This is a genomic window from Microbacterium sp. NPDC058062 (assembly GCF_042885375.1).
GTDB classification, from domain to species: domain Bacteria; phylum Actinomycetota; class Actinomycetes; order Actinomycetales; family Microbacteriaceae; genus Microbacterium; species Microbacterium trichothecenolyticum_C.
Genome location: NZ_JBHVSC010000011.1, coordinates 1 through 22,842, shown reverse-complemented (window position 1 = coordinate 22,842; position 22,842 = coordinate 1). Strand labels below are relative to the sequence as shown.

Annotated in this window: 23 protein-coding genes; 6 read left to right on the top strand and 17 right to left on the bottom strand. The window is 67.4% G+C overall.

The features are described 5' to 3' along the window. Positions 1–17 precede the first annotated feature (17 nt). From ACFVSU_RS21670 to ACFVSU_RS21645, 6 genes are read right to left on the bottom strand one after another with little or no spacing between them, the layout of a single operon-like run. Positions 18–662: an arsenate reductase ArsC gene (locus ACFVSU_RS21670; RefSeq protein WP_387148033.1), complete on the bottom strand. Its 645-nt coding sequence runs from the start codon at positions 660–662 to the stop codon at positions 18–20. Further along, positions 659–1,075 carry an arsenate reductase ArsC gene (locus ACFVSU_RS21665; RefSeq protein ID WP_387148030.1) on the bottom strand — a complete coding sequence of 139 codons (417 nt, stop codon included), beginning with the start codon at positions 1,073–1,075 and terminating at the stop codon, positions 659–661. The genes ACFVSU_RS21670 and ACFVSU_RS21665 overlap by 4 nt, the downstream gene beginning before the upstream one ends. A gap of 45 nt (positions 1,076–1,120) precedes the next feature. Beyond that, positions 1,121–2,017 carry a metalloregulator ArsR/SmtB family transcription factor gene (locus tag ACFVSU_RS21660; protein ID WP_387148027.1) on the bottom strand — a complete coding sequence of 299 codons (897 nt, stop codon included), beginning with the start codon at positions 2,015–2,017 and terminating at the stop codon, positions 1,121–1,123. Between the two features lie 32 nt (positions 2,018–2,049). After that, positions 2,050–2,328: a hypothetical protein gene (locus ACFVSU_RS21655; RefSeq protein ID WP_387148024.1), complete on the bottom strand. Its 279-nt coding sequence runs from the start codon at positions 2,326–2,328 to the stop codon at positions 2,050–2,052. A 2-nt stretch (positions 2,329–2,330) separates the two neighbouring features. Next, positions 2,331–2,825, bottom strand: a complete 495-nt coding sequence (locus ACFVSU_RS21650) for a GNAT family N-acetyltransferase (protein WP_387148021.1) — start codon at positions 2,823–2,825, stop codon at positions 2,331–2,333. 17 nt (positions 2,826–2,842) lie between these two features. Then, positions 2,843–4,156: an FAD-dependent oxidoreductase gene (locus tag ACFVSU_RS21645; protein WP_387148018.1), complete on the bottom strand. Its 1,314-nt coding sequence runs from the start codon at positions 4,154–4,156 to the stop codon at positions 2,843–2,845. A gap of 88 nt (positions 4,157–4,244) precedes the next feature. Between ACFVSU_RS21645 and ACFVSU_RS21640 the strand changes: the two genes are divergently transcribed. The 4 genes from ACFVSU_RS21640 to ACFVSU_RS21625 all read left to right on the top strand — a co-directional run bounded on the left by ACFVSU_RS21640 (position 4,245) and on the right by ACFVSU_RS21625 (position 8,078). Further along, on the top strand, positions 4,245–4,595 hold the full coding sequence (locus ACFVSU_RS21640) for a metalloregulator ArsR/SmtB family transcription factor (RefSeq protein ID WP_387148015.1): 351 nt from the start codon (positions 4,245–4,247) through the stop codon (positions 4,593–4,595). After that, positions 4,592–5,281, top strand: coding sequence for an aquaporin (locus tag ACFVSU_RS21635; RefSeq protein ID WP_387148012.1), 690 nt, complete (start codon positions 4,592–4,594; stop codon positions 5,279–5,281). The genes ACFVSU_RS21640 and ACFVSU_RS21635 overlap by 4 nt, the downstream gene beginning before the upstream one ends. Then, on the top strand, positions 5,281–6,432 hold the full coding sequence (locus tag ACFVSU_RS21630) for an MFS transporter (RefSeq protein ID WP_387148009.1): 1,152 nt from the start codon (positions 5,281–5,283) through the stop codon (positions 6,430–6,432). Before ACFVSU_RS21635 ends, ACFVSU_RS21630 begins: the two co-directional genes overlap by 1 nt. A gap of 935 nt (positions 6,433–7,367) precedes the next feature. Further along, a complete protein-coding gene (locus ACFVSU_RS21625) occupies positions 7,368–8,078 on the top strand; it encodes an AIM24 family protein (protein WP_387148006.1) in 711 nt (236 codons plus the stop codon). A 74-nt stretch (positions 8,079–8,152) separates the two neighbouring features. Here the strand turns inward: ACFVSU_RS21625 and ACFVSU_RS21620 are convergent, their stop codons facing one another. The 5 genes from ACFVSU_RS21620 to ACFVSU_RS21600 all read right to left on the bottom strand — a co-directional run bounded on the left by ACFVSU_RS21620 (position 8,153) and on the right by ACFVSU_RS21600 (position 11,898). Continuing rightward, complete coding sequence (locus tag ACFVSU_RS21620; RefSeq protein WP_387148003.1) at positions 8,153–9,100, bottom strand: CPBP family intramembrane glutamic endopeptidase; 948 nt, start codon at positions 9,098–9,100, stop codon at positions 8,153–8,155. 21 nt (positions 9,101–9,121) lie between these two features. Further along, positions 9,122–9,904, bottom strand: coding sequence for a CPBP family intramembrane glutamic endopeptidase (locus ACFVSU_RS21615; protein WP_387148000.1), 783 nt, complete (start codon positions 9,902–9,904; stop codon positions 9,122–9,124). 38 nt (positions 9,905–9,942) lie between these two features. Continuing rightward, entirely contained in the window at positions 9,943–10,878 is a 936-nt protein-coding gene (locus ACFVSU_RS21610) for a CPBP family intramembrane glutamic endopeptidase (RefSeq protein WP_387147997.1), read from the bottom strand. Positions 10,879–11,206: 328 nt separating this feature from the next. Beyond that, on the bottom strand, positions 11,207–11,332 hold the full coding sequence (locus ACFVSU_RS21605; protein WP_387148072.1) for a transposase: 126 nt from the start codon (positions 11,330–11,332) through the stop codon (positions 11,207–11,209). Further along, on the bottom strand, positions 11,311–11,898 hold the full coding sequence (locus tag ACFVSU_RS21600; protein WP_387147994.1) for a transposase: 588 nt from the start codon (positions 11,896–11,898) through the stop codon (positions 11,311–11,313). The genes ACFVSU_RS21605 and ACFVSU_RS21600 overlap by 22 nt, the downstream gene beginning before the upstream one ends. Between ACFVSU_RS21600 and ACFVSU_RS21595 the strand changes: the two genes are divergently transcribed. After that, positions 11,879–12,517, top strand: a complete 639-nt coding sequence (locus ACFVSU_RS21595) for a hypothetical protein (protein ID WP_387147991.1) — start codon at positions 11,879–11,881, stop codon at positions 12,515–12,517. The genes ACFVSU_RS21600 and ACFVSU_RS21595 overlap by 20 nt on opposite strands. Positions 12,518–12,899: 382 nt before the next feature. Here the strand turns inward: ACFVSU_RS21595 and ACFVSU_RS21590 are convergent, their stop codons facing one another. From ACFVSU_RS21590 to ACFVSU_RS21565, 6 genes are all read right to left on the bottom strand, one after another. Beyond that, complete coding sequence (locus ACFVSU_RS21590) at positions 12,900–13,475, bottom strand: helix-turn-helix domain-containing protein (RefSeq protein WP_387147988.1); 576 nt, start codon at positions 13,473–13,475, stop codon at positions 12,900–12,902. Between the two features lie 464 nt (positions 13,476–13,939). Continuing rightward, positions 13,940–14,218, bottom strand: a complete 279-nt coding sequence (locus tag ACFVSU_RS21585; RefSeq protein WP_387147985.1) for a DUF6458 family protein — start codon at positions 14,216–14,218, stop codon at positions 13,940–13,942. A gap of 567 nt (positions 14,219–14,785) precedes the next feature. Further along, the gene (locus tag ACFVSU_RS21580; RefSeq protein WP_387147982.1) at positions 14,786–16,204 is read right to left on the bottom strand and encodes a UDP-glucose dehydrogenase family protein; all 1,419 of its coding nucleotides are present in this window, start codon (positions 16,202–16,204) and stop codon (positions 14,786–14,788) included. A 39-nt stretch (positions 16,205–16,243) separates the two neighbouring features. Beyond that, positions 16,244–17,311, bottom strand: a complete 1,068-nt coding sequence (locus ACFVSU_RS21575; RefSeq protein WP_387147979.1) for a nitrous oxide reductase family maturation protein NosD — start codon at positions 17,309–17,311, stop codon at positions 16,244–16,246. Then, a complete protein-coding gene (locus ACFVSU_RS21570) occupies positions 17,312–19,126 on the bottom strand; it encodes a right-handed parallel beta-helix repeat-containing protein (protein WP_387147976.1) in 1,815 nt (604 codons plus the stop codon). It abuts the gene before it with no gap. Then, positions 19,123–20,610, bottom strand: coding sequence for a glycosyltransferase family 2 protein (locus ACFVSU_RS21565; protein WP_387147973.1), 1,488 nt, complete (start codon positions 20,608–20,610; stop codon positions 19,123–19,125). The genes ACFVSU_RS21570 and ACFVSU_RS21565 overlap by 4 nt, the downstream gene beginning before the upstream one ends. 706 nt (positions 20,611–21,316) lie before the next feature. Between ACFVSU_RS21565 and ACFVSU_RS21560 the strand changes: the two genes are divergently transcribed. Continuing rightward, positions 21,317–22,249 (top strand): YveK family protein, encoded by a 933-nt coding sequence (locus tag ACFVSU_RS21560; protein ID WP_387147970.1) that lies wholly within the window; start codon positions 21,317–21,319, stop codon positions 22,247–22,249. The last annotated feature ends 593 nt before the right edge of the window (positions 22,250–22,842 follow it).

Sequence of the window (22,842 nt, the reverse complement as noted above, 5' to 3'; positions counted from 1 at the left end):
GCCTCAGCTGATCGCCTTCAGCTCTGAACGAGTTCCCCCAAGAGCTGCTTCACGCGATCGCGGATATCGTCGCGCACGCGGCGCACGCCATCGAGATCGAGTTCGGCAGGGTCGTCGAGTTGCCAATCCAGGTACCGCTTGCCCGGGTACAGCGGGCAGGCGTCGCCGCAGCCCATCGTGACGACCGCGTCCGCGGCCCGAACGACGTCATCTGTCAGTGGCTTCGGGAACTCCCCGGTGACATCGAGATCGATCTCGGCAAGGGCGAGCGCGACTTCGGGCAGGATGCGCTCCCCGGGTTGCGATCCGGCCGAGCGCACATGCACCCGCTCGCCCGCGAGATGGCGAGTCAGCGCCGCAGCCATCTGCGAGCGACCCGAGTTCTGGACGCACACGAACAGGACCTCGGGCACTCGCTTGGCGATCAGCCCCTTCGACTGGGCGAGTGCGGTCAGCCGGTCCCGGGCGAACTTCTCGGCGAGGCTGGGCAGGTGGGTCCTGACAGCCGCCGTCCGAGCCAGGGCGGTGTACGACTCGAAGACGACGCGCTCGACCGTTTCCTCGTTCACCATTCCCGAGAATTGGATGGCGAGGCGCGCCGCCGCGCGGTGTAGCACCGAATCGGGCGACAGCAGGGCACCCTGCCCTGTCGCCGCGATCATGCCGCACCACGCGTGGGCAGAATCTCCGCCAGCAGCGCCTCCACCCGACCGCGGATCTCATCGCGGATCGGTCGCACGGCTTCGATCCCCTGACCAGCGGGATCGTCGAGCTCCCAATCCTCGTAGCGCTTGCCGGGGAAGATCGGGCACGCATCGCCGCAGCCCATCGTGATGACGACATCCGATTCCTTCACGGCGTCGACGGTCAGCACCTTCGGGGTGTTGCCGGCGATGTCGATACCTTCCTCGGCCATCGCCTCGACCGCGACCGGGTTGACGACGTCCTTGGGCGCGGACCCCGCGGAGAGCACCTCGACATCGTCGCCTCCGAGCGCACGAAGGTAGCCTGCGGCCATCTGGGATCGGCCGGCGTTATGCACGCAGACGAACAGGACGGTGGGCTTGTCGTTCATGGTGGTCTCGCTTTCTCTCCCAAGAAAGCATAGACCGTGATCTATCTATTTTACGAGCGGTGCAGATGAACTTTCGGGAAACAGCTCATCGAGCAGGCCACGCACTCGCGCTTCGATGTCGTCCCTGATCGCACGAACTTGCTCCGGCGACTTGCCGACCGGGTCATCCAGCTCCCAGTCCAGGTAGCGGCGGCCGGGGTAGACGGGGCAGGCGTCACCACAGCCCATCGTGACGACGACGTCGGCCGCGCGGACGGCGTCATCGGTGAGCGGCTTCGGGAACTCGCCACCCAGCGAAACGCCGATCTCGTTGAGCGCGGAGACGATGCTCTGGCGCACCTCGCTGACCGGCTCCGAGCCGGCCGTTCGCACCGCGACTCGGTCACCGGCGAGCTGTCGGAGGATTCCGGCGGCGATTTGAGAGCGACCGGCATTCTGCACGCAGACGAAGAGCACCGTGGGCACGGTCGGGGTGGGTACGTCTTCACGCTGGAGTGCGTCCAGCCGCGAGGCGGCGAACGTCGCCGTGCGGCTGGCCAGCATCGGAGATTGCGAGTGACTGGAGAGGAGCTGGTGACTGTCCAGGACGATCGCGCGGACTGTCTCGCGGCTGAACACACCGTGGAAGCGCACGGAGAGGTCATCGGCGATGCGTTCGAGATCGGGCTCGTCCGCGGGCTCGGCGCCGCCGAGGATCGAATCGACAAGATCGGCGTGGGCAGGGGCGATCGAGTACCAGACGCGACGCCCGTCCGGCTCGCGCACGACGATGCCGTCGTCGTGGAGCGCCTTCATGTGGTGACTGACCGTCGGCTGCCGCAGCTCCAACGACTTCGCCAGTGCCCCGACGAGGGCGCGCCCATCCTGCGAGTCGCGAATCAGTCGGAGTATGCGCGCGCGGGTCGGATCCCCCAATGAGGTGATGCTCACCGCAGGATTCATAGACGGAAGTCTATCGAAAACCCAGGTCGGCGTCACACGAGCGCGCACGCCAGATCACGGGCATGGAGCCCAAGGCTCGTCACCATCCACTCCCCATCCGAGCGCTCGATCCACTGCATGTTCGCCAGCTGCCAGAGAATCTGGCCGGCGATCCGCGGCAGCCGGTGCGCATGAGCGGATGTTAGAGCCGTCCGGCGCTCAGCCCACACCCGCGCGACATCGTCGCCGTCGCACGTTCCACCGCCGCTCACGATGTCGAGCACGATCAGGCGAGACTCGCTGAGGTAACGCCGGATGGTCGCGTCATCCATGCTCAGTCGCGCTCCACTGTGCCGCTGCGACGCTCGATCAGGAGCGTGTCGCGCCACGCGCCGGCGTGCGGGCCGGCACCGGATTGGGCGATGCGTTCGCGCCGCCCCACGACACGGAACCCCGCCGCCTCATGGAGCCTGAGGCTCGCGGCGTTCTCTGGGAAGATGCTCGACTGGATCGTCCAGATCCCCGCACCCTCGGCAGCGTCGATGAACACGTCAAGCAGGCGGCGGCCGATGCCTTGACCGCGAGCAGAGCGATCGAGGTAAACCGAGTGCTCGACGACTCCGCGATACGCCGGACGGGAAGACACCGGCGAAGCGGCGATCCAGCCGACAAGGACGCCGCCCGAGTCGACCGCGACGAACCGCAGCGAGGGCAGCTTCCCCGCATCGAACGATTGCCAGGTCGGCGTGGCGACCTCGAAAGTCGCCTCCCCGTCCTCGATGCCTTGGGCGTAGATCTCCTCGATCGCCGGCCAGTCGGCCGGCGTCATCTCTCTCACTTCTGTCATCAGCAGCAGCCACCACCGTTGCCTGCGTCGGTGGAGCACACCCCGGTCGCGGGAAGCACGAGCTCAACGCTCGACGCAGATGCAGTGTCGCCGGCAAGCCACGCCGTCACCGAACGCACCTGCTCGTACCCGGTGGCGAGCAGGAATGTCGGCGCCCGCCCGTAGGACTTCATGCCCACGATGAAGAATCCCTGCTCCGGGTGGGTGAGCTCGCGGAACCCGTGGGGCTCGACCGTGCCGCACGAGTGCACGTTCGGGTCGATCAGCGGCGCAAGGCGCTTGGGTGCTTCGACGATCTCGTCGAGGTCCAGGCGGATCTCTCGGAGGATGTCGAGGTTCGGTCGGAACCCGGTGGCATTGACCACGATGTCGGTCTCATGGGTGACCAGCTCTCCGCTGCGGTGGCCAACAAGCTCGACCGCGTCGCGCGCCCGGCGGGCGCGGATGATCTCGAAGCCGTCGACGAGGGCGATGTCGCCACGCTCTACCGCCCGATCGACACGAATGCCAAGATTTGCGCGACCGATGAGCTCGTCGTCCGGTGAGGACGAGACCCGCACAGCCTTGGCGTTACGGATCAGCCAGGTCACCGTGGTACCCGTCTCCTCGCGGGCGAGCTGCACCAGGGCCAGCAGCGTGTTGGCGGCGGAGTGTCCCGCGCCGACCACGGTCACGCGACGGCCCGCGAACGCGGCTCGATCCCGGCCGAGAACATCGGGAAGCGCCGGAGTGACACGGTCGGCGATATCCGCCATCCCCAACAGCTCCAGCCCACCCGAGGACAACGAATTCGGAGACGTGTACGTGCCGGATGCGTCGATCACAGCGCGCGCGGCGATGTCCTCAACGGCGCCGTTCGCCGTCCGGGTGCGCACCGAGAAGGGGGTGGCGGCGCGGCGGGCGGTGCGGGTCCGGTCCATCCCTTCGCGGGTGACGCCGATCACTTCGACGCCGGTGCGGATATGCGGGGCGATCTCGTCGAGTGCAGCCAGCGGTGAGATGTACGCCTCGACCAGTTCCGTCCCCGAGGGCGAGCGCTCCGCGTCGGGCAACTCCCAGCCGTGCTCCTCCAGCAGCCGGCGCGACGCCGGGTCGACCAGATGCTTCCACGGGGAGAACAGGCGGGTGTGACCCCAGGCTCGGACACTCGCGGCAATCTCATCGCCCGCTTCGAAGACGACGAAGTCGATGCCCCGCTCGAGCAGGTTGGCAGCGGCGGCGAGGCCGATCGGGCCGGCGCCGATGATCGCTACGGGCAGCGTCGACAGCGGGCTCGCTTCAGCGACTCGGGGGGCGAGGTCTAGCAGGGTCACAAGGTCCTCCAGTGGATATCGATGAACTTCGATGTCTCGATTCTGAACCCACGTATCGACATCTGTCAATATCGACTATTCTCGATGCATGACGACGATGCTCGACGTGACTGACATCACTGCCGGCGTGTGCTGCACTCCGCTGGTGCGCGAGCCGCTCACTGCCGAAGAGGCCGAGCAGCTCGCCGGGACCATGAAGGCTCTGGCGGACCCGACTCGGCTCCGGCTGCTGTCCATCGTCGCCGCATCGGAGGACGCCGAGGCATGCGTCTGCGACCTCATCGAGCCCGTCGGGCTCAGCCAGCCGACGGTTTCGCACCATCTGAAGATTCTGACGAACGCCGGCTTTCTGACCCGCAGCAAGCGTGGCACGTGGGCGTACTTCAAGCTCGTGCCCGGCGCGTTGGACCGCGTCTCGCAGCTCCTCGTCGCCTCGTGACCCACACCATCCGCGCCGCTGCTGGTGAGTTCCTCGGCAGCGCGGGGCTCGCCGCTGTCGTGATCGGCTCCGGCATCGCCGCACAACGCCTCTCCCCGACCGATGTCGGCCTGCAGCTCTTCGAGAATGCCTTCGCCACCGCGCTCGGCCTCGCCGTGCTGATCCTGGTATTCGCGACCGTCTCGGGATCCCATTTCAACCCAGTGGTCACGCTCGTCGACATCATGTTGCACCGGCGGACGTGGTTGACCGCGGCGGTGTATCTGCCGGCGCAGGTGCTCGGATGCATCGCCGGTGCCATGCTTGCCAACGCGATGTTCGACGTGCCGGCGATCTCGTGGAGCACAACCGACCGCTCGGCGTGGCCGCTGCTGCTGTCGGAGGTGGTGGCGACCACCGGACTCATCTTGCTGATCTTCGCGCTGGTGCGCACCGGACGCTCGCATCTCGCCGCCCCCGCAGTCGGCGCGTACATCGGGGCGGCGTACTTCTTCACCTCGTCAACGAGCTTCGCAAATCCCGCCATCACGATCGGTCGCATGCTCAGCGACACCTTCGCCGGAATCGCCCCGACCTCCGTGCTTCCGTTCATCGGAGCGCAGCTCTTCGGCGCGGCGCTGGGATATGCGGCCGTCCGGGTGCTGTTCCCTGCAGCTGTGCCCGAGCCCGCGGTCGCCCGAGGCTGATGGAGACAGCCCCGCGCGGCATGTGTCTGGCGTTGCTTGCCGTCGCCCAGGTCGTCGCGTGGGGCGTGCTGTACTACGCCGTCCTCGTCGCCGCCCCCGCGATCGCCGAGGACACCGGTTGGGACGACGGCCTTATCTTCGTCGCGATAACGCTCGGACTGTTGACCTCCGCCGCGTGCGCCATCCCCGTCGGGCATTGGCTCGATCGACACCCGCGACGCCTCATGGTCATTGGCTCGCTCGTGGCAACGGTGGCCCTGATCGGAGCCGCAGCCTCACCGACGATCTGGATCTTTGCTGCGGCATGGATAGTCTGCGGCGCAGCGCAGTCCGCCGTGCTCTACCAGGCGGCGTTCACGGTGATCACTCATCGCTACCGATCCGAACGACGGGGTCCTCTGACGCTAGTAACGCTCGCGGGCGGACTCGCGTCGACGATCTTCGCGCCGCTCATGGGTTGGCTCGTCCTCGAGCTCGGCTGGAGGATGGCATTCGTCGTTCTCGCCGCGATGCTGATCGCGGTTGTGCTTCCGGCGTACGCGCTCAGCGTTGAGACCCGCTGGCCCCACCTGGACACTGGAGCGACCGGCAACGGTGAGGCACGGCGAGTGCTGCGATCAGCGCGTTTCTGGATCGTCGCGGGCGCGTTCGCTCTCATGTCGTTTTCGCTCTACGCCGTTACGCTGTCCGCGGTTCCCGCATCGGTCGAGAAGGGCTTGGACCTGCAGACCGCGGCATGGGTGCTGGGACTGATCGGCGCCGGGCAGGTGTTCGGCCGCCTTCTGTACCTGGCAATCCCTCACACATCCGCACCATGGATCGCGCCCACTTCGGTCGGCGTTCTTGGTGCGGCCGCACTGACCGTCTTCGGATTCGCGTCGGGCATAGTCGGGATCTTCGTCGCCGGGATCGTCGCCGGCGCGATCCGCGGCGCGCTCACACTCGTCCAGGCCTCGGCCGTAGCCGACCGATGGGGTGTGCACTCCTACGGCAAGCTCAACGGGGTCCTCGCGGCACCGGTGACGGCGCTCACGGCGCTGGCACCAGGACTCGCGGCGCTCATGGCCGGCGCGGTCGGGTCATACGCGTCGATGGCGTTCGCGATGGCGGCCGTTTGTGCGCTGGGCGGCGCGTTGGCCGTTCGCAGGTAGGGACACGCACGCGGCACGCACGCGTCACCCAGAACCACCACGACAACGACCCAGTGAAACCCAGACCACTCGACCCAGACGAGCAGAAGAGCGAGGCGAGGACGAGAGCCCACTCAGAAGCAAGAAGAGAATGGTGAAGAGGAGGCAATGCACGCAGGCACTTTGCAGTGGCGCGCTGCGATCCCTTGAGAACACTGCCCACGCGTGACAACCTGGTTACATGGCCCGTGGACGCCGGAGTTCCAAGCGTGAAGCCGCCGAGGCACGCCAGAAGGAGTCGTTCGAACGCACTGAGCGCGAGTCGCAAGCAGCCAAGGAGCAAGCCGCGCGGCAACGGCGACTGGATCGCAGGTGGGGCGATTCTCGCTCTGGACTTGATCGGCTGAGCGCGCTCAGCCGTGATCTGGAGAAGCTGCACCGCGACGAAGCGAAGCTACTCCGTGAACGGGATGAGCTCGTGTCCTGGCTTCGGGGCCGCGGGCAGAGTTGGGTTTCCCTCAGCTCCCGAACGAAGCTGAGCCGCCAGGCACTGATGAAGCGTTCTGCGGTCTCGAAATCCACGACGGAATAGTGGACGCCGCGGTGCACCGCGTCGTCGAGGCAACCCACGGACTGCGGGAGCTCGTGGAGATGCGGCCGATGCACGCGGCTGGCGCAACAGCGCGGCGGGCGCGACCCCACCGCCACCACGCTCCATCAGCGCAACCATGGGCGGGGCGGTTCAGGCGGCACGCGAACGTCACGCGCCCATGCGCCCAGCACATTCCCGCACGTTCAAGCCCCGCAGCGCTCGGCCCGATGCGGTCGACTGCGCAGGGCGACGGGCGCGACGACTCCGGCCCGGGCGATATGAAGCTTCTATATCTGGTCAAGCGTTAGTAGCGACTCGACCGCGGCATCGACAGCGTAGAGATCAGTGCCACTACGTTGGCGGTATGGAGACGAAGATCGCCGGTACGACCATGCCTGTGCTCGAGATCACTCTCGCAGGGGGTGAGCGGATCATCGCGGAGGGCGGCGATGTGTCGTGGCTGACGCCGGGGTTCGACATCGAGACGTCGACCGGGTTCGGGTCCGGGGGCCAGGGCGGATTCATGAGCGGGCTCAAGCGGATGGTCGGCGGTGGGCAGCTGTTCCTCACCCAGTACACAGCCGCTGCTTCCGGGGGCTTCGTCGCGTTCGCGGCGCAGCTGCCAGGCACGATCCGCGAGCTGGCGATCGACGCCGCGGACGAGTACATGGTGCAGTCCGGGTCGTACATGGCGAGCACCCCGGATGTCGAGGTGTCGGTTGGCCTGCAGAAGAAGCTGGGCGCGGGCATCTTCGGGGGTGCCGGGGTGGTGTTCCAGAAGCTCGCCGGCAATGGGACGGCCTGGGTGCAGCTGGCGGGCGAGATCGTCGAGTACGAGTTGCAGGCGGGTCAGTCGCTGCTGATCCACCCCGGGCATCTCGCGCTGTTCCGCGCGAACATGCAGGTCGAGTTCGCGAGCATCAAGGGCATCAAGAACAAGCTGTTCGGCGACTCGATGTTCCTCGCTCAGCTCCACGGACCTGGGCATGTGTGGCTGCAGTCGATGACGCCGACCAAGCTGGCGGCCGCGATCGAGCCGTACCTGCCCGACAAGTCGTCGTCGAACAACAGCTGACACGGCGCGCGGCCTCGGGCCCGCGGCATCCGTCTCCGCAATCGGTTAGCGAGAGTCGGATGCCGCAGCCCTTGTCACGGCTTCGGGACGGATTCCGCGGGGGTCGTGGTGGCGGGTGCCGCGCGTGCGCCGCGTCGGCGTCCGTTGCGGTATAGCAGGTAGGCGAGCCCGGCGAGCACGACCAGCCAGGCCGCACCGATCACTCCGCCTTCGGGTCCGAAGCCGCCGCCGGTGACCCACACGGGAGCGCCCTCGGTGGGCTCGAGGAAGATGAGCCCGGTCTTCTGCACGTTGATGCCGTCGACCTGCACGCCCCAGACGTTGCCTTCGGCCCAGTTCCAGCCGCCGTGGATGCCGATGATCAGCCACAGCGAGTTCTGCCACAGCACGATGAACGCCGCGAAGATCGCGTACATCATGATCGTCGTGAACCCCAGCGGCTTGGTGAGCACCCCGTGCATGAGGGTGAACAGGAGAGCGGGCAGTACGATCGCGAGCCATCCGGGCATCTGCAGAGCCGAGTTCTGCATCAGGAAGCTGCGAATGAGGACCTCCTCGTTGCCGCCTTGCACGACGTGCGTGAGCACGAGGACGAGCACCAGGAGCGCGGCTGTCGAGCCGCTGAGCGTTCCGGCGGGCGGGTCGATGAGCCGGTAGTTGCCGGTCGCCCAGAGAAGCAGGATCGGCGCGGAGATGATCAGCGCGCCGATCGGGATGCCCAGTAGGAGCAGCAGCACACCTCGGCCGGGCCGACGGAAGCCCATGGTCTTGATGTGGCGCCGTTCGAAGAGGACGACCCACAGGATGATGAGAGCCGTCGGGATGAGGCCGGCGGGTATCTCGAGCCATTGCGCCTCGGGAGAACCGGGCTCGGGGTGCAAGGTGAGCTCGAACACGCCCATGAGGCCGAACTGGACGATGAAGATCATCCCCACGAGGACCAGCGGGTAGGCGATCCACCAGCGGGTGACGCGCTTGCCGGTCGCGGCGTCTTGGACGAACGGGGTGTCACGGATCGACATCAGGGAGTCCCTTCGGCGGGGTCAGGCGGCTGCCGCGGTAACGCGGCGCTTGACGGGATCGGGGGCAAAGGTGAGGGTGCGGATGCTGCCGCCCGGCCAGATGAGCTTCAGATAGACGAACACCAGGGCGATGATGGCGACCCGGGCGAGCATCCCGGGCAGCCCTGCTTCCGGTCCGTAAGCGCCGCCGTTGAGGAGTTCGGCGCCGTCGACGGAGGTGGAGGTCACCCACCCCGGCCAGCGGGTGCTGCCGCTCACTGGGAACCCCCACAGTGCCTGGCTGAGGTTCCACGAGATGTGCAGGAACAACGGCAGCCAGATGGCGCGGGTGCCGAGGTACGCGATGCCGTATATGAGCCCGCCCAGCGCGGTGCCGAACGCGCCAATCAGCGTCGCGTTCTCGTTCGTCAGGTGCACGGCGCCGAAGATCAGCGCGACGACAGCGACCGCGATCCACCGGCCGGCGGCGAGGCGTCGCAGCAGGATGACCAGCGCGGTCAGCATCAGCACTCGGAACAGCACTTCCTCGAAGACCGCGTAGAAGACGATCTCGCCGAGGGCGCCGCCGAGCCCGGACCAGTCGCTCGCGCCGGCGGCGACCCGGATCGCTCCGAGCCCCCATTCGACGAGGAAGACGAGTCCGATCACCGCGAGGGGGATCGCCAGGCCGATGACGATATCCAGCAACGTCCACCGGTTCACGGTGAAGCCGAGGCTCCGCCACACGGGGCGATCGTTGCGGAGCAACCACACGATCGCGAAGATCCCGAACGCGACCGCCGCTGCCATGACCACGAGGTCCATGCGTCAGCCGTTCCCCTCGACGGTCCGAAGCCGGCCGCTCACGCGACGTCCGCCACGGGGATCGCGGGCAGCTCGGCGGAGCGTCGTGCGTCCCAGCGGCGGTATACGACGAACGCGACCGTCGCCGCGACGACCAGCACGATGACCGCGGGAAGGCTGGCCTCGGTGCCGAACTCGCCGCCCGTCAGCCAGTCCGGTGCGCCGGCGGCGGGCTCGAGGAAGATCGCGGAGGTGGTCAGCGGCGGCAGGCCGGAGACAGGGACGCCGTAGATGTTGCCTAGGGTGAAGTTCCAGCCGGCGTGGATGCCGATCACCAGCCACAGCGCCCCGGTGCGCAGCACGAGGAAGGACGCCATCAGCGCGAACAGGAAGATCATCGCGAATGGCAGCGGCTTCAGCAGCACGCCGTGGATGAGCGTGAACAGCAGTGCGGGCAGCAGCACCGCGAGCCACCCCGGGAACTTCAGTCCCCCGTTCTGCAGGAGGAATCCCCGGGTGAGGAGCTCCTCCACCCCGCCCTGCACCACGAACGTCAGCGCCAGCAGCACGAGCAGCCCGGCCGCGCCTGACCCGCTGGTCGCGCCGGCGGGGGGCTCGACCTGCACATAGGCGCCGGTCGCCCACAGGAACAGTGTGGGGATCGACAGCAGCGCGAACCCTGCGACGAAGCCGACGAGAAGAGTGAAGAGTCCCCTGCCCGGGCGGCGGAAGCCCAGCGTGCGGATCTTGCGGCGTTCGAACAACACCACCCACAACAGCAGCACCACGCCCGCGGCGGCGAACCCGATCATCTCCTGGAGTTGCGCTTCGGGCGTGCCGTGCTCCACCGGCCATGTCTGCGAGAACACGGCGAGCACGCCGGCTTGGACGCCGAGGATGAGGACGAGGAAGACGAGGATGTAGGCGAGCCACCACGGTGTCACCCGCTTGCCGGTCGCGGCATCTTGGACGAAGGGCGTGGTGCGAACGCTCATGGCGATCCTTCCGGTCGGTGGCGAGGGAACCGTTATCCCAACGTATCGGGCATCCACCACCTGACCGCAAGCCTCGTGTTGGGTTACCTCGAGTCGCCGGGGTCGCGCTCTACGGCCGTGCTCGATGACGACCGCACATGCCGCTCTGGCCCTGCAGTGGGTCGTGAAACGGCGTTCAGACTGCGGTAGATGCTGCGGGCGAGGTAGCGCTTGAGGATGCGCCGGATCTCCCGGTCGGTCTTGCCTTCGCCGCGGCGGCTCTGAACGTAGGCGCGGGTCTCGGGATCGTGAATCATGCGGACCATGGCGATGACATTGAGCGCTCGGTTCAGCTTTCTGTCTCCGCCCTGTTGAGCCGATGCCGTGTCGTGTTTCCGGAGGAGGCCGGGATGGGATTCACTCCCGCGAGAGCGGCAAAGGCGGCCTCGCTCGTTACGCGGCGGGGTGCGACCAGGCGACGAACGCATGTGCGGCTGACACCGGGCCGATCCCGGTTCTCAGGACGAGTTCGTTGGCCGGGCTGTCCGCCACGAGCTCGGTGAGACGGCTCAGGTTCGCCTCCACCTGGCCGTTGAGCTCGATGATGCGCTTGGCGCGTCGGACGGCTTCGCTGCGTGCTGTCCGGGTGGTGAGATCTTCGACGCGTGTCCGCCAACGCGTCACGTCGGCAATCTGGCGGGCACTCAGAGGGCGGCGGGCGTCGACGCCGAGGTCGACGGTCCGCAGCAGAGATGTGAGTGAGTTGATCGCTCGGGTTCGTTCGCTAGTGAGTTCTTCACGAGCGGTGAGCAGGATCTGTGTTGCCGCCCGCAATCCGTCATCCTGTCGAGGCGTCCGCAGCTGTCCCAGCGGAAGGGCGAGCACGTCCGCGGCGATTCGGCGCGCGTCCACCCGATCAGACTTGGCGCTCGATATCCTGCCGCGACTGGGATGGGCGGCCTCGATGACTCGGTACCCGGCGTCCTTGACGTTGCGTGTGAGTAGCGACCCATAGCTGCGTGTGCCTTCGTGGGCACCCAACTACGGTGGCGGCTATCCATTCATCGGTGGCGCGTTCGCCGCACCCGACGGGTCGACCGCGCACACGGTATTGGACACCGATGGCGACGGGGATGTCACCTCGGTCGATGATCCGTACGCGCCGTACTACCCGGGCGATGAGTACGTCGATTGGGTGGGGATGTCGCTATATCACTGGGGATCAGCACATCCGTGGGGCGAGAACGAGATGCCCGAATCCGGCAAGTTCGCCGCACAGCTCACCGGCACCTACGTAGGCCTGGGAGGCGACGATACGGCCGTGCCCGACTTCTATGCCGACTACGGTTCCGCGCGCGGTAAGCCCGTGGCGATCCCGGAGACCGCAGCGCTTGTGGTGCCCCGCGGCGACGACGTGGGCGAACGCGCCATCCGACAGGCGTGGTGGCAGCAAGTGTTCGCGGAAGAGACCCGTGCGAAGTTTCCGGAGCTACATCTAGTCAACTGGTTCGAGTGGGTCAAATTCGAACCGGAGGTGAACGACAACGTCGCCTGGTCTGCGCTCGACGACACCACGACCCGCCAGGCATTCATCACCGATCTTCCGCGATGGGTCCATTTCGGCCCCGTAGGGTGCGACGAACTCTCCCGCACACGCTAACGGAACAGCAAACTGCGGGCGCGTGGGGTGAAGGCAGCAGGGCTCAGGTGTACTGGACCGAGGACGTCACACTCGCGGCGCTGTCGCGGTAGAGATGCTCGGGGACCATGCCAAGGTGCTCGCGGCGCCGGTTCGCGCTCACCGAGAAGTGGTGCGCTCAACCCACTTTTCTCGACACCACACCCACTGGTTAGGCCCAAAGCAGACAGCAGTTCACCCCCGTTGACGCGGCTTGTGCGAATCCGACCTTCCTGCTCGACTCGTCGGAGCATGGCGCCACCGACCAGACGGACGCCGGCGACCTCGTTCGCGGCACGCAACTCCGCGATGAGCTCGCGAAGGCCGCCGATGATGTCGTCGCGGTTCAGCGAGGTCGCCACGATCAGACGCTCGCGAAGGTGTCACGCCACACGCGCACACCTCGTTCCGCGAACTCCTCCGGCACCTCTGACTCTGGTGGGATCGGGTCTGCCGGATCGACGTCGAGTGTGCGAGGGATGCTGAGGTGACGACTCGGTCCGTTCACCCAATCGGGCACTGGAAGCCCCTCCTCACGCAATCGCCATGCCACCAGGCCGGCGATCGCCGCATCCCACACGGGATCCTTGGTGGACTCCGGCTCTGCCAACCCGAGCACGCCGCGGACGAGCCCTCGTTCGGCGACGAGGTTGTCGTTGAGCTGCAGGAGCGCACGCAACGCGCGGTCCTTGTCTTTGACGCTGAGCTGCTCGCGGATCTCGACGGCAATGGTCGCGGCGTCGTCCCGCTGGGTAGGTGCCGAATACAAGCGGTGCCCTGCTCCGGCGAGCAAGCGCTGGATGGTGCTGAACTCCGCATCGCGGCCCCCCTCGGACCGAGAAACACTGCTCTGATCGAGGTGGGCACGCTCAGCGAGTTGCTGCTGGGTGAGCCTGCGGCTCTTTCGGGCAGCGCGCACGAGTGTGGAAGCGGCGGTCATGAGCACCTCCCTGAATTATGTCGTAGAAAACATATTCTACGCGACAGAGTCAAGGCCCGGCCGCCGGGATGTCGAATTCGATCGCGCAGGCCGTCGATCGCGAACGTCGCCTGAACCTGACGTGCACGCCTGGCTCAGTAGATCCGCCCTCGTGGCACAGTTAAGGCACAGTAACCGGCGACACGCCGTGCAGATCGATGCAGGAGAAGGCTGGCGACCATGGGTGGAGACATCCCGAAAACCGCGTAATTCCGCGGCAAAACGGCCCACTTGTATTCAATAGCATGAGAGTTCGAATCCCCCATCCTCCGCCACGTGTGATCCCCGTGTTTCAAGGGATCGCGACTCCTTCGACATCCCGTGGCACACCGCGCTGCCGCCAGGCAGCTTCCGAGCAACCGTGGGGATGGCTCGCAAGCGACAAGGGTCGCAGCGCATACTGCGACCCTTGCTGCGCGCTCGAGTCAGAGGCCGACGGTGCCATCCGTCTCACGCGTGACCCGGTGAGTGACACCACCAGGCTCCGCCGTGCGCGCGACCGCCGGATCTGTGACCGTACGCGTCACCGTGTCGGTGCGGCGACGACGGAACAGCAGCACGATTCCGATCAGGAAGACGGCCGCTCCGGCGATCATCAGGATGTATCCGACCATGTCGAGGTTCACCCACCCGAGGTCGACGTTGACCGCGAACGCCAAGATGGCGCCGATCGCGAAGAGCGCGATACCTGCTCCGATACTCATGAGATCTTCCTTTCCGGGCAGGATGACCCGCCCTCCCCGTGACCGGGCGCTGCCGGTCCGCTGGCGAGCATGACGCACCGCACGCCAGGGAGCGGAGGGTTGACACTGTTCGCGCAGTTGCGGTAGCGGAGCGGGCTGAGTGGCATTCGCGAGCCGCCAGAACTCGGCCGACGCCGCTCACCCGCATGCATGCATTGTGTGCCCGCTCAGTCAAGGGTCTGTTCTGCGCGTGCGAGCGAGAACACACTCTCCCTTGGGAGAGGGACCGAATGCTTGGGCTCGAGGCACGGAGTGCTGTGTCGCCGCATCGGCGCGTACGCGTCGTGAGCGCGGTGCGCTGCCTCAGCGGTGCACGTCGACGGGCGGGTGGCCCGACCGAGCCCACGTCAGCGGATGGGCGGGCGCGCGACCCGAAGGCGCGCCTGGCCCGTCTCCCCGAGTTGCGCGGATCTGCGGAGCTCGCCCGGTGCGCGGCGTACCCCCAGCAACCAGGTAAGAGGGGGTAGCTGGGGGTACGTCGTTCCTTTTCGCCGGTCACCCGTCCGGCGAAGGTCGATGGGGCTTCCGTCATCGCAAGGCTGTCGCCGGGAACTCCCCCGTCCTGTTCTCCTCCGGTACGGAAACGATGCGCTCGGGCCCGCCGAGGGCTCGGTAGTCCCATCCGGCGAGGCGGTAGCGCGCCGCGTCGAGGACTCGGCGTCCGTCTGCGACACGGCGGTGCCTCACGTGCCGGCCCATCGATTCGGGGTCGGCGTCGATGAACTCCTGCCATTCGGTGAGCAGCGCAACGACGTCGGCGTCGTCGACGGCTGCGGCGAGCGAGGCGGCGTAGTCGAGGTCTGGGTAGATTCGGTGAGCATTCGCTGCGGCGGCCGGGTCGTACACGCGCACATGTGCACCCTCCATGGCAAGCATGCGCGCCACCTCGAGCGCCGGCGCATCGCGGACGTCGTCCGAATCCGGTTTGAATGACGCCCCGAGCGCGGCGATCCGCTTTCCGCGCAGGTCGCCGTCGGCGAGCTCGCGGATCAGGTCGACCATTCGCGCCCGTCGGCGCAGATTGACCTGGTCGACTTCGCGGAGGAAGGTCAGCGTGCCGCCGACGCCGAGTTCCTCGGCGCGGTGGGCGAACGCGCGGATGTCCTTGGGCAGGCATCCTCCGCCGAAGCCGAGACCGGGCTTCAGGAAGCGGCTGCCGATGCGAGAGTCATGTCCGAGGGCTTGCGCGAGCAGCCCGACGTCCGCGCCGGCGGCCTCGCAGATCTCCGCCATCGCGTTGATGAACGAGATCTTCGTGGCAAGGAACGCGTTCGCGGCGACTTTGACGAGCTCCGCCGTCGGCAGGTCGCACACGATCGCCGGCACACCGGTGGACAGCACCGGGCCGAGCACCTGCGTCAGCCGTCGCAGCGCCCAGTCCGATGCGACGCCGAACACGAGCCGGTCCGGGTGCAGCGTGTCCTCGACAGCGAACCCCTCGCGGAGGAACTCGGGGTTCCACGCCACCTCGACATCGTCTCCTGCGGGGGACGCCGCGGCCACACGCCGTGCGAGACGCTGGGCGGTGCCGACAGGCACCGTGGACTTTCCGACGATGAGGGCTCTGCGGGTGAGCCTCGCTGCCAGGGCGTCGAAGGCTGCATCGACGAACGTCAGGTCCGCAGCATCCGTTCCCTCTTTCTGAGGTGTGCCCACGCACACGAACAGGGTGTCGCCGTGCTCGACGGCTCGGTCGAAGTCGGTCGTGAACGACAGGCGGTGCGTGGCAAGCGCTCCGCTCAGCTCTTCTTGGAGGCCCGGCTCATGGAACGGAAGCGCGCCGTCTTGCAGAGCGGCCACTTTGTCGGCATCGACGTCGACGCCGATCACGCGGTGACCGAGTTTCGCCATACAGATCGCGTGTGTGGCTCCGAGGTATCCGAGCCCTACGACCGTGACTCGGTTTCGCTGATGATCGATCCGTTCGGGTTGCTCGGAGGTGGACATCGCGTTGCTCCTTCATTCGGGTATGCGAGGGAGTTCTTGTCAGTCGTGGCACTCGGCGTTGCTCAGCTCGCTGCCGTCGCCGGAGACGGTGTTGTCGCAGTGCACGACGTTGTCGAGTTCCGGCTCGAGGGCGAAGCCGACACCGTTCCCGTCGAGGTCGGCGACATTGGCGGTGAAGACGTTGTCGGTACCCCAGCCGTCGAGGATCTCGTGGGTCTGGAAGCCGTCGGCAGGCGAGTTCGTGCCGTGGTTGGCCTCGATCAGCCAGCCGTTGCCCTTCACATCGACCCAGGAGTCCGCATCCTTCATCGCGGCGCCGTCGAACGTGTTGTCCCGGAGGATGCCGCCGGTGGTGCCTTCCTTGATGTCGACGCTCTCGGAGGTGGTGCCGGAGATCGTGTTGCCTTCGACGAGGTTTCGGTCGCTCCGGTCGGGTTCGCAGTCGCTGACGTCGCACCAGTTGCTCTCGGCGGTGCCGATGTAGATCCCCTCGCCGAACTTCGGCTTGCGCAGGCCGGTCTCGCTCACCGTGTTGTCGAGGACCTGGTTGTCGGTGCTGCCGTTGCGGAGGTGGATGCCCTCGTCTCCGATATGGGTGACGGTGACCTGCCGGATGATCGTTCCGGTCGTGGCGTCGGCCATGATGCCCTTCTGACCGTTGCGAACAGCGAATCCCTGCAAGACCCAGTGCGTCGCCCCATCCAGGTGCAGGACGTAGCCGCCGTCGATCGCGCCGCCGTCGAGGATCGAGTCAGCTGTCCCGCACAGCGTGATCGGCTGGCTCTCGGTCCCCTGGGCGGTCGCGACGAACTCGCCCTCAAAGGTTCCCGCCTGCAGCACGATGACGTCGCCGGGGGCCGCATCGTCGAGGGCCTTCTGGAGCTCCTCGGCCGAGGCCGGCTCGGCTGTCGCCGAATCGCATCGCACTTCCGCCGGGCGGGCAGAGTCTGTCGCGCGCGGCTCCGGTTCCGAGGCTGACGGAGACGCGCCATCGCCGGGCGGGCTGCCGGCGGCGCAGCCGCCGAGCAGGGCCAGGGTCACAAGAAGGGGCATGATCACGGAGCGTCCGACGACGCGGTGGTGCTGATGGAGGGGCGAGTCAACCATTCACTTCTCCGATCTTCTGAGGGACTCGGCGGGGATGATGCCCCGAGTGAGCTCGGTGAGCGGCACGTGCTCGGGGTACGGGTTGTGCGGCTCTCGCGCACGACGGCGCACGAGTGCGGTGATGACGACGAGCGCGCCGAGAGCTGCCCAGATGAGTGTGAGCGGCTGGGCGAGGAACTCGAGCACGGATCGCGGGGTGACCGGTGTGGCCCATTGCTCCACGTCGTTCCGAGCGGCGTAGCCGCCGATCGCGTCATCGTGGATCGGATCGGTGCCGTGTCCTGCGATCGTGTTGTCGAGCACGCGTGACCCGCCGGCGTGTCCGACGAGAGTGACGGCGTGGCTGCCGATCGCCAGGAATCGGTTGTCCTGGATCTGGGCGTCGCCATCGGCCACGTGCACGCCGGTGTTCACCGACGCGATCCGGTTGTGCGTGACCCCGACCTGCGTTGCGCCGTCGCGCAGCGCGATCGCCTGTCGCGACTGGCCGGCAATCGTGTTCCCGTCGATGGAGACGGATGCTGCGGCGTCGTCGACGACGACACCCACGATGCTGGCAGCGACATCCGTGTCGGTCACGGTGACCCCGCTGCCCCCGCTGATCTCGATCCCGTAGCGATCGTTGTCGGCGATGCGGGATCCTGTGATCTGGACGTCGCCATAGCCGGACGTGGGCGCTCCGGCGGCGTTCGGGCCGCCGGCGAGCGGCCGACCGTCGACAGTGATGCCATTGCGGCCGCTCCCGGACACCGTGACGTCTGTCAAGGAGATCGACGTGCTGGACCGGTCGACGACGATGCCATCAGCGGCGCTGTCGAGCACGGTGGTCGAGACGATCTGCGCGTCGGTCACCGCTCGGTGCAGCACGAGCCCTGCGACAAGGGCCCCTTCGATGCGTGTGTTCTCGATGTGGAAGCCGGTCGCGTCCGAGAGGAACAGCCCATAGGCGCCGCCGGTGATCGTGGTGTCGCGCACAGTCCCCGTGACCGGTGTGGACGCCTGGTTCTTGCCGTCGAGGGCCGCGGCGACGTCATCCGGCGTGAGCATCGGCGCCGCGGCGTCGCCCGGGGCGTTCGCGGACTGATCGGACAGCGTCGGGCTCGTGTTCTCACCGCTCCGACCGGTGAATGACAGCCCGCCGGTCTCGCCGCCCCAGAAGCCGAGATCCGTGAACACCGCGCCGCTCACGTCCACGCTCCCCCCATTCACGCGAACGTACGCGCGACCATCCGCAGTCGTCGTGTCGCGAGCGCCTGAGTTCGGATCGACGCTCGATACGGTGACCGGCGCCCCAGGCGCGCCGCTGACCCTCAGGGTGCCCCCGACGACCACGATGGATGTGAAGCCTCCCGGCGTGCTCAGCATTCTGAGGTCGGTTGCGCCGGAGAGATCGAGTATGGCGTCCCGCGTCGCGACGATGTTCTCCGACAGCAGCCAGGAACCGTCCGCCTGCTGGGCGAAGCCATCGGGCGACAGATCCTGCAGTTCCGCCACGGTGTACGGCTCAGGGCGCGCCGGGAGCACAAGCGTGGGCAGCGGCGTCGTCGGCACCTGGTACGGCCCGTCGAGTCCGTCCACACGCCACGGCACCGACGCGGCGAGGGCAGTGACCATAGCGAGACGGTCGCGTTCGGCGGCGACGAGTTGGGACTCGGCTGTCGGATCCCCGGGATACGGACGCCCTGATGCGGCGTCGCCGGTCGCATCCCCCGTGTCGGCGTCCGGTTCTCCGATGATGATCGCGACCGCCACCGCGAGCGCGATCACGGTCACCACCAGCAGAAGCGTGCCGATCAGTCTCTGCAGAACACTCATGGTGCGCCCCTATCGTGCGCGTCGCGGGGGGTGGGCGCGAAGACAGGCAGCGGCGGCGGCGGGCCGGGTGAACGGGTCTCGGCAGCCGCCCGGTCGAGCGGTCGTGTGCGTGCAGCCGAGATGTGCGTGGGTGCGCCCACGGGTTCCGGCGTCTGCGCGGGGTGCAGGCCCCCGGCACGGTCGCGAGAGGAGGACGCCGGGCCTCGGGTCGACGACGTCTGGCCGTCGCCGCCGATCTGCGAAGCGCGACGCGTCAGCCACCCCTGCTTGTTCATCGTCACGAACGCCCACAGCTTGATGGGCAGCGCGATGAAGATCACCGTGAGCGCCACCACAGGCAGGATGAAGATGTCTCCGGGGTGCCGCGCCAGGTGCGAGATCCCTCGGATGCCGCGACCGACCAGCACCCATCCGACGACCGCCAGAACGCCCGTGGTCGTCGGCTCGAGCCGCGCGAAGAACAGGTAGAAGAGGGTGAGCCCCATCGTCACCGGCGTGAGCAGGATCTGCAGGACGGTGATCTTCGTGACGAACGGCGTCTGCCACAGCCATCCCTTGGCGATGGCCGTGAGATAGCAGCGATACGAGTTGCGGCTCCATCGCACGCGCTGCTTCACGAAGGCGCGGAGGGTGTCGGGGAACATCGACAGCGCCTGGGCGTCGGACTGGTGCACGGTGCGGTAGCCCGAGGCGAGCACCAGCCAGGTCAGGCGCCCGTCGTCGCCGGCGATGCATCGGCGCCCCATGAAGAACTCGTTCTCGAGATGCTCGAGCACGGGCAGGACAGCGGCTCGACGGTAGGCAGCGGTTCGCCCGGAGAGGCAGGGCACAGCGCCCGCACGCCCCATCGCCGGAACGTAGTCGTAGTAGCGGAGGTCGACGAGCCAGTTCGCCACCCGACGCCACAGGCTGTTGCGGCGCTCGTAGACGCTCTGCTGGGTGCCCACACCGCCGACGCGGGGATCGACGAACGGCATCTGCACCGCGCGGAGCAGACCGTCCGCCCATGCGGTGTCCGAGTCGACGAGCACGAGCACGTCGTAACGCGCCTCGCGGATGCCGGCACCCAGCGCCGACCGCTTGCCGACATGGTGGAACAGCAGAGGCCGCACCCGGGGGTCGTGCAAGGCGGCGATGCGGTCATAGGCCTCGAGATCGGCCACGTCCAGCACGATGATGATCTCGTCAGGGTCTTGGGCACGCCACGACTCCAAGCAGCGCATCAGGATGTCCGGATCCTCGTGGAACGACGGCACGATGACCGATGTGGTTTCGCGGTGATCGTTGCGAATCGGCCGAGCGAACCGGGACAGGACGAAGCGGTAGAGCCAGAGACTCCACACGATGACCCCAGCTACCGCCAAGGGCACGTAGGAGCGGGTCGTGGCGAAGAAGTCGCCGATCGCCTGCCAGTCGATCGACGCCGGAAGGCCGGCGATGAAGGTGACGAGATCGTCGAAAGGCGACGTGAAACGGGGTGACATCGAGCTCCTCAGCGCGCACGCTTGCGCTGGGCGACCGAGCGGTGTCGCCGGGTCGTCGCGGTGGGTGCGCCGGGTCTCTCGAGGGGGGTTGCCGAGACTGGCGGATTCGGGTTCTGGAGCGCCCAGAGTAGGCCGCCGAGTTCCCGGTTCCCGGGGGCTTTACCTGCGCGAACAGCAGGCCTACCATTGGCGACCCGCACCACGCCACGCGCTGGCGCTTCCCCTCCCAGCGCGAGAGTGCGGCAGCCGGTAACCGCGATATTCCGGGCTTCGGGGCGGATTCCTTCCCCTCTGCCGGCGCCGCGGCGCGGTGGTAACCCATTCCCCTCGGCTCCGCCGCGCCCGACCTGCGCAGCGGCGAGACGCCACGAATCCGGCTGAGGTGATGAGAATCCCCTCACCTGGACACGAGTGGGACGATCCGAATCGATCGCCGCATCCACAACCAGGATCCGGGGGCTCTTTTACTCCGATTGCGCCGTCTGCGCCAGGGGCTCCGCCGGTTACGAGCGTGGTCTTAATCTGGCGCCGGAATCGATCACCCGGGTCGACTCCGCCATGGTTCTGAGTCTTTCGCACTGCGCAGTGCCGTAATAAGTCGCTGCGGACGCCGTCTCTTCTGATGAGGCTGCGTGGCGCAGCGCATTTTCGGTCTGCGCAGGCGAGGGGGCCACGAACCGCCGATTTGGGGAACCGAGGGATCGTCGTGTCGAATCACTGGACGCTCGAAGACCTCTACATGGGGGTCGTGAAATCGTGGTGGGTCCTCGCCGCGACCGTGGTCGCCTTCGTCGGCGTCGGTGCGGCGGCGTGGGTGATCCTGCCGCAGACCTACACCGCGACCGCACAGCACACGGTCGAGCCGATCACCGTCCTCGCATCGGGGTCCTCGTTCAACACCGTCAACATGGAGACCGAGCGACTGGTCGCGACCTCCGCCTCGGTCCTGGAACGAGCAGCATCCGCGCTCGACGACGCCTCCGTCGACGCGCTGCGAGAGTCGACCGTGGTGCAGGTCCCGCGCGGGTCTCAGGTGCTCACCTTCGAGGTGACGACCCCCTCCCCGGAGCGGTCCGCGGAATGGGTGAACGCGGTAGCGTCCGCCTACGGCGAGACACGGTCCGACAACGCGCGTCGGGTCGTCGATCAGACCACGACCGCTCTGACCGACTCCGTCGAACGGCTGCAAGCACTCACTGACTCGCAATCCCCGGGCAGCGATTCCCGCCAGGCGACACAGCTGCAGCTCGACGCGCTCAGCCAGGAGCTGGCGCAACTGGAGGCCGCGTCCTTCTATCCCGGCAGTCTCGTGACTCCGGCGAGCCCGCCGACAGATTCCAACCGGCCCGGCGTCCCGGTGTTCGTGGCCGGCGGTCTGTTCCTCGGCCTCATGGCAGGCGGCATCGCGGCACTCCTGGCCACCCGTGCGCGAAGCGGACCTGCGCGGGCCTACCGTCGCGACCCGCGCCACACGCCGGTCGCCGAGGTCGACGAGCCCGGCGCCGGGTCCGAGGGCGATCCGCCGAGTCGCCGGCGCGGGCACGACACGACGCCGGTCGCGAGCCCGGCGACCGCCATGAGCGAGATGGACGTGTCGTTCGAGCGCACTCCCGTCCTCGCCCGCCGTCTGCGGGACTGAAGTGGGCGACGAGAAGACCCGGATCCCCCTCTGTCAAGGGCCTACCGAGACACCCGCCTCAAGAGGAGCGTGCGGGGTGGAGGGGTCAAGATCATGTTGCAAACGGGCCAGCTCGTGACCACACCCGACGGCAGCTCAGGCAAGATCGTGGCGGCTGCGGCTCACGATGCGCCGAGCAGATCGGGGCTCATCGACGAGAACCACGTCACCGTGCAGGCTGTCCTCATCGGGGGCGGCGAAGTCAGGTGGTACGTGGCCGACACGCTGAAACCACTCGAGTGGGGACCATCAGGAGCCGGTGGCGACTCCGGTGCAGGCACCGTGGGCGCAAGATCACGGACGTCTCGAGGGTGAGGGGATGACACCTGCCGCCCCGGGGTGAGCGGCAGGAAGCGCCCTCCCAGCCTGGGGGTCTGGGAGGGCTGTCTCCACGGCCGGGGCGCGCCTGGAACTGAGCCCCGTCACGGAGCTCCTTGCTGAGCGCCCTGATCGAGGAGCCCCCGTTACTTTCTTCGCAGCCGCTTGGTGAGCATGCTGGGCGGTGACGGCCTGCCGGGCCCGGCATGATTGCTGCCCCCTGTCTTTTATGATCC

Excerpts from the sequence above, each read along its gene's own strand:
- ACFVSU_RS21670 (WP_387148033.1), bottom strand. The coding sequence starts at position 662 with ATGATCGCGGCGACAGGGCAGGGTGCCCTGCTGTCGCCCGATTCGGTG.
- ACFVSU_RS21665 (WP_387148030.1), bottom strand. The coding sequence starts at position 1,075 with ATGAACGACAAGCCCACCGTCCTGTTCGTCTGCGTGCATAACGCCGGC.
- ACFVSU_RS21660 (WP_387148027.1), bottom strand. The coding sequence starts at position 2,017 with ATGAATCCTGCGGTGAGCATCACCTCATTGGGGGATCCGACCCGCGCG.
- ACFVSU_RS21655 (WP_387148024.1), bottom strand. The coding sequence starts at position 2,328 with ATGGATGACGCGACCATCCGGCGTTACCTCAGCGAGTCTCGCCTGATC.
- ACFVSU_RS21650 (WP_387148021.1), bottom strand. The coding sequence starts at position 2,825 with ATGACGCCGGCCGACTGGCCGGCGATCGAGGAGATCTACGCCCAAGGC.
- ACFVSU_RS21640 (WP_387148015.1), top strand. The coding sequence starts at position 4,245 with ATGACGACGATGCTCGACGTGACTGACATCACTGCCGGCGTGTGCTGC.
- ACFVSU_RS21630 (WP_387148009.1), top strand. The coding sequence starts at position 5,281 with ATGGAGACAGCCCCGCGCGGCATGTGTCTGGCGTTGCTTGCCGTCGCC.
- ACFVSU_RS21625 (WP_387148006.1), top strand. The coding sequence starts at position 7,368 with ATGGAGACGAAGATCGCCGGTACGACCATGCCTGTGCTCGAGATCACT.
- ACFVSU_RS21620 (WP_387148003.1), bottom strand. The coding sequence starts at position 9,100 with ATGTCGATCCGTGACACCCCGTTCGTCCAAGACGCCGCGACCGGCAAG.
- ACFVSU_RS21615 (WP_387148000.1), bottom strand. The coding sequence starts at position 9,904 with ATGGACCTCGTGGTCATGGCAGCGGCGGTCGCGTTCGGGATCTTCGCG.
- ACFVSU_RS21610 (WP_387147997.1), bottom strand. The coding sequence starts at position 10,878 with ATGAGCGTTCGCACCACGCCCTTCGTCCAAGATGCCGCGACCGGCAAG.
- ACFVSU_RS21590 (WP_387147988.1), bottom strand. The coding sequence starts at position 13,475 with ATGACCGCCGCTTCCACACTCGTGCGCGCTGCCCGAAAGAGCCGCAGG.
- ACFVSU_RS21585 (WP_387147985.1), bottom strand. The coding sequence starts at position 14,218 with ATGAGTATCGGAGCAGGTATCGCGCTCTTCGCGATCGGCGCCATCTTG.
- ACFVSU_RS21580 (WP_387147982.1), bottom strand. The coding sequence starts at position 16,204 with ATGTCCACCTCCGAGCAACCCGAACGGATCGATCATCAGCGAAACCGA.
- ACFVSU_RS21575 (WP_387147979.1), bottom strand. The coding sequence starts at position 17,311 with ATGGTTGACTCGCCCCTCCATCAGCACCACCGCGTCGTCGGACGCTCC.
- ACFVSU_RS21570 (WP_387147976.1), bottom strand. The coding sequence starts at position 19,126 with ATGAGTGTTCTGCAGAGACTGATCGGCACGCTTCTGCTGGTGGTGACC.
- ACFVSU_RS21565 (WP_387147973.1), bottom strand. The coding sequence starts at position 20,610 with ATGTCACCCCGTTTCACGTCGCCTTTCGACGATCTCGTCACCTTCATC.